This window comes from Chthoniobacter sp. (assembly GCF_040003245.1).
Lineage (GTDB): Bacteria > Verrucomicrobiota > Verrucomicrobiia > Chthoniobacterales > Chthoniobacteraceae > Chthoniobacter.
Window position 1 is genome coordinate 1 of sequence record NZ_JBDUCX010000358.1, and the last position, 4,826, is coordinate 4,826.

At 63.1% G+C, this 4,826-nt stretch carries 3 protein-coding genes; 1 reads left to right on the plus strand and 2 read right to left on the minus strand.

From position 1 onward, the window contains the following. Positions 1–1,608: translation elongation factor 4 (gene lepA / locus ABJF10_RS29335; RefSeq protein ID WP_348548157.1), on the minus strand; the 1,608-nt coding region annotated here is incomplete at its 3' end. A gap of 296 nt (positions 1,609–1,904) precedes the next feature. Here lepA and ABJF10_RS29340 point away from each other — a divergent pair. Beyond that, the gene (locus ABJF10_RS29340; protein ID WP_348548158.1) at positions 1,905–3,536 is read left to right on the plus strand and encodes a hypothetical protein; all 1,632 of its coding nucleotides are present in this window, start codon (positions 1,905–1,907) and stop codon (positions 3,534–3,536) included. Between the two features lie 201 nt (positions 3,537–3,737). Here ABJF10_RS29340 and ABJF10_RS29345 read toward each other — a convergent pair. Beyond that, on the minus strand, positions 3,738–4,826 hold a 1,089-nt coding region (locus ABJF10_RS29345; RefSeq protein ID WP_348548159.1), incomplete at its 5' end, for an efflux RND transporter permease subunit.

Consider the following 4,826-nt stretch of genomic DNA (forward strand, 5'->3'; position numbering starts at 1 on the left):
CGCCTGGATGGCCACCTGGTAAAGTTGCGTGGGGATCACTTCCTTGAGCTTGGCGGCGAGCTGGCGGCCGCGGGCCTCGGCCTTGTCGCGATGCACGATGCTGCTGAAGGCGTCGACCGGCTCGCCGTTGACGAGGATGTCGAGCTTCACCAGTTTGTCGGCGCGGTGGCCGGCATGCTCGTAATCCATGGAGCCGTAGCCGCGGGTGATGGATTTGATCTTATCGTTGAAATCGACCACGATTTCGTTGAGCGGCAGGACGGTGGTGAGCATCACGCGCTTGGTGTCGAGCGACTCGGTGTGCTCGAGCGTGCCGCGCTTGTCCATGATGAGCTGCATGAGGCCCGAGATGTATTCATTGGGCACCATGATGAAGCATTTCACGATGGGCTCGCGGATCTCCTGGATGACGCTGGCGTCCGGCAGGAATTCGGGATTGTCGACCTGCAAGACTTCGCCATTGGTCTTCACGACCTCGTAAATCACCGAGGGATACGTGGCGATGATATCCATGTCGTACTCGCGCCGGAGCCGCTCCTGGATGATCTCCATGTGCAGCAGCCCGAGGAAACCGCAGCGGAAGCCGAAGCCGAGCGCGACGCTCGACTCGGCCTGGTAGACGAAGCTGGCGTCGTTGAGCTGGAGCTTGGCCATGGCGGCCTTGAGGTGCTCGAAATCGGCGGTGTTGATCGGGTAAATGCCGCTGAAGACCATCGGCTGGACGAGCTGGAAACCGGGCAGCGGCTTCTCCGCGGGCGTGCGGCCGTTGGTCAGCGTATCGCCGACTTTCACTTCGCTCGTCGTCTTGATATTGGCGATGACGTAACCCACGTCGCCGGCGTTCAGGATCGGCTGGACGAAGAATTTCGGCTGCTGCGGCTTGAAGAGGCCGACTTCCTTCACCTCGTAGGTGCCGTTGGTCGCCATCATCTTCACCGGATCGCCGGCCTTGATGCTGCCATCGACCACGCGCACATAAGTGACCACGCCGCGGTAGGTATCGAAAGTGGAGTCGAAGACCAGCGCGCGCATCTTGTGCGTGGGGTGGCCTTTCGGATGCGGGACGCGGGCGACGATGGCCTCGAGGATTTCCTCGATGCCGATGCCGGCCTTGGCGCTGGCCAGCAGGGCTTCGTCGGCGGGAATGGCGAGGATTTCCTCGAGCTGCCGCCGTACCGAGGGGAGATCGGAGTTCGGCAGATCGATCTTGTTGATCACCGGGATGATGGTCAGCCCTTGCGTGTTCGCAAGGTGGACGTTGGCCACGGTCTGCGCCTCGACCCCTTGGGCGGCGTCCACGATGACGAGCGCGCCCTCGCAAGCGGCCAGCGAGCGGGAAACTTCATAGGCGAAGTCCACGTGACCGGGGGTATCCATCAAGTTGAGCTTGTAGGTAATCCCGTCCTTGGCCGTGTAATTCATGGCGATGGGGTGGGCCTTGATGGTGATGCCGCGCTCCCGCTCCAGGTCCATGGAGTCGAGCATCTGGTCCTGTTGCTCGCGCTTCTGGATCGTGCCGGTGAATTCGAGGAGGCGATCAGACAGCGTGGTCTTGCCGTGGTCGATGTGGGCAATAATGCAGAAGTTACGGGTGCGCGTTTGGGGCATGGCGGAAAGGGCCGCGAACTATGCGGGTCAAGTGGCCCGCGGTCAACCCGGGGTTGTAGGGGTGGGAAGGGGTGGAGGTAGAGGGGAGGTGGTGCGCTTCCCCAAACCGGTCATCCTGAGCTTGCGAAGGACCTCTGAAATCTGTCTTTCCTCTTTCGTCATCCAATTTGATTTCGTGAGCGCTTTCACTAGCAGCGCGTTTGACGAAAGGCAGAAATCGGAGGTCCTTCGCAAGCTCAGGATGACGGTTGTTTTTTGGAGACGCTTCGCGTAGGGCAAGACCGCTTCGGACACCGATGAACCCTTCCCCCACATCCCGCCGCACCTTTCTCCAGCAGCTCGCCGTCGTATCTGCCCTCTCCTTGGCGCGACACGGAAGGGCGCTCGGCGCGGAGCCCGAGACCGGCGGGCCGCTGCGCACTTCCATGGACCGGGCCGCCAAGTGCTGCCTCGCCTGGCTCAATCCCGATGCGGAATGGCTGCCGACCGGTGGCTACGAGATCGCGCACGATACGGGCCGTTGGTGGGACGCGATGCTGCGCTATGAAGCGGCCACGCGCGTGCTCCTTTCCGAGCAGGCCGAGGCGGCGATGATGAAGAACCTGCACACGCTGACGGATAATCCCGCGGCGCTGCTCATGAACACGGCGCGTCTGCCCGGGCCGGCGGAGAAGATCAAAGTGAACCCGCACAACCTGCGGGAGACGATGCTCGCCTACACCGCGCTGGTGCGCCACCGGAAGAGCGACTGGGCGTGGGCGCAGGGGCGCAAGCTGCTCCAGGCGATCGAGGGGACGCTCGAGGCCGATGGACAGATGGATTACCAGAAGCTGGCGGCGCTGGCCGGTGGGCCGCTGACGGCGGACCCGCTCATGATCCAGCGCTCGCCAGCGGGTGAATGGTTCAATGCGACCGCGACGACGGGCCGCGCGCTCGAGGCGATCGTGTGGTTTCACGGGGCCACCGGCGACCCGCTGGCGTTGAAACTCGCCCACCGCCTCGCCGAAGTGCATCTGCGGCAAGCGATCGATCCCTCGGGCGAAGTGCGCGCGGAACTGCGCGATCCGAGCCATGTCGGCCACACGCATTCCTACTGCGGGACGTTGCGCGGCCTGCTGCTCTATGGCCTCGCCGGCGGCGGGAAGAGGTACATCGACGCCGTTGCCGCCACCTATCGCCGCGGGCTGGTTGGCGCGGTCATCAGCCATTCCGGCTGGACGCCCCACGACCAGGGCAAAAGCCGCTTTCACGGCCCGGAAGGCGACCCGGTGGGCGAACACGCCAGTTGCGGCGATGTCGCGCAGCTCGCGCTCTGGCTGGCCTTGCCGGGCGGGCAGGCCGACTTACTCGACGATGTGGAGCGGCTCATTCGTGCCCGGCTGCTGCCATCGCAAATCGTGGATGAAAAGCAGCCGCGTCGCGACGGGGCGTGGGGCGTCTATGCGCATCCCTTCGGTTACGGCGCGATCCTCGATGTCTTCGCCGCAGTGCTCCATTCGTTGGCGGATTTTCACGAGCATATCGTCACGACGACGCCGGATGGCGCCGTGTCGGTGAACCTGCACTTCGATGCGGAAACGCCGGCGGTGAAAGTAACCTCGACGCGCAACGCGGAGGCCACGCTGGCCATCCTGCCGAAGAAAAGCTGCGACTTGCGAATACGGGTCCCAGCATGGGCCACGCGCGAGTCGGTGCAGTTGAGCATCGCGGGGAAGCAGGGGCCTTTGACTTGGGACGGCGCTTTCCTCACTCTTTCACGGAAGGATGTCGTGGAAGGAATTCCCGTCGCGCTGGAGTACGATTTGCCGCTAAAGGAGACACAGGAGGAGATGCCCGTCAGTCATCGGAAATTCCGGCTCTCCTGGCGCGGGGATGAGGTCGTGTCGTGTAGTCCAAAGGTGCCGATTTATCCGGATATCAAAGGGTGACTGGGCGCCCCTGGCGGTCGAAAAAACATCGTCATCCTGAGCTTGCGAAGGACCTCTGATTTCTGCCTTTCCTCTTTCGTCACTGAATTTGATTTCGGAAGCGCTTTCACCAGCGGCGCGTTTGAGGCAAGACAGACATCAGAGGTCCTTCGCAAGCTCAGGATGACAGAGTTTGCTTTTTCCAAACGCTGCGCGTGGTGACTACACCCCCGCCGGCTCCAGCGAAACCTCATCCAGCACTTCCTGGCAGTCTTCCTCCGGCTTCACCTTCTGCCGCGTGCGGGCGACGAGGACGTAGATGGAGGGCAGGACGAAAAGCGTGAGGATCGTGCCGACGATCATGCCGCTGACCAGCACGATGCCGATGCTGTTGCGCGCGCCGGCGCCGGGGCCGGTGGCGATGACCAGCGGGAAGTGGCCGGCGACCGTGGCGACGGAGGTCATGAGGATGGGGCGCAACCGCGTGCCGGCGGCTTCGGTCACGGCCTGGATTTTACTCATCCCGGTTTCCTGGAGGTGATTGGCAAATTCCACGATCAGGATGCCGTTCTTGGCAACCAGACCGACGAGCGTGATGAGACCGACCTGGCTGTAGATGTTGAGCGTGGTGAAACCGAGGAAGCTGAACATCAGCGCGCCGGAGAGGGCCAGCGGCACCGAGCCGAGCAGGATGATGAACGGATCGCGGAAACTCTCAAACTGCGCGGCCAGCACGAGGAAGATGAGGATGATCGAGAAGAGCATCGTCGTGGTCAGCGAGTTGCCTTCGGTGCGGAGCTGGCGGGCGGTGCCGGCGTAGTCGACGCTGAAACCCTTCGGCAGAATCTCCGCGGCCTTTTTCTCGAGGACCTTCAGCGCCTGGTCGAGGGTGATGCCCGGCGGGATGGCGCCCTGGATCTTCGCGGAATTGAGCTGCTGGAAACGGTTGAGCGTGCGCGGCTCGGCGGTGCTCTTGAGCGTGGCAAAGGTCGAGAGCTGCACCAGCTTCCCGTTCGGGCCGCTCACGTAATAGTCCTCCACCTGGTCGGGGTTGAGCCGCTCGGCGCGCTTGACCTGCGGGATCACCTTGTAGCTGCGCCCCTGGATGGCGAAACGATTGACGAAATTGCCGCCGAGCATGGTGGAGAGATCGGCGCCGACGAGGCTCAGGTTCAGGCCCTGCGAAGCCACCTTGTCGCGATCGAAGACGATCTCGGTGCGCGGGTTGTCGTACTTCAAATCGGTGTCGGCGAACATGAAGACCCCGCTGGCGACGGCGGCGCCGACGAGCTGGTTGGCGTAGTCCACAAG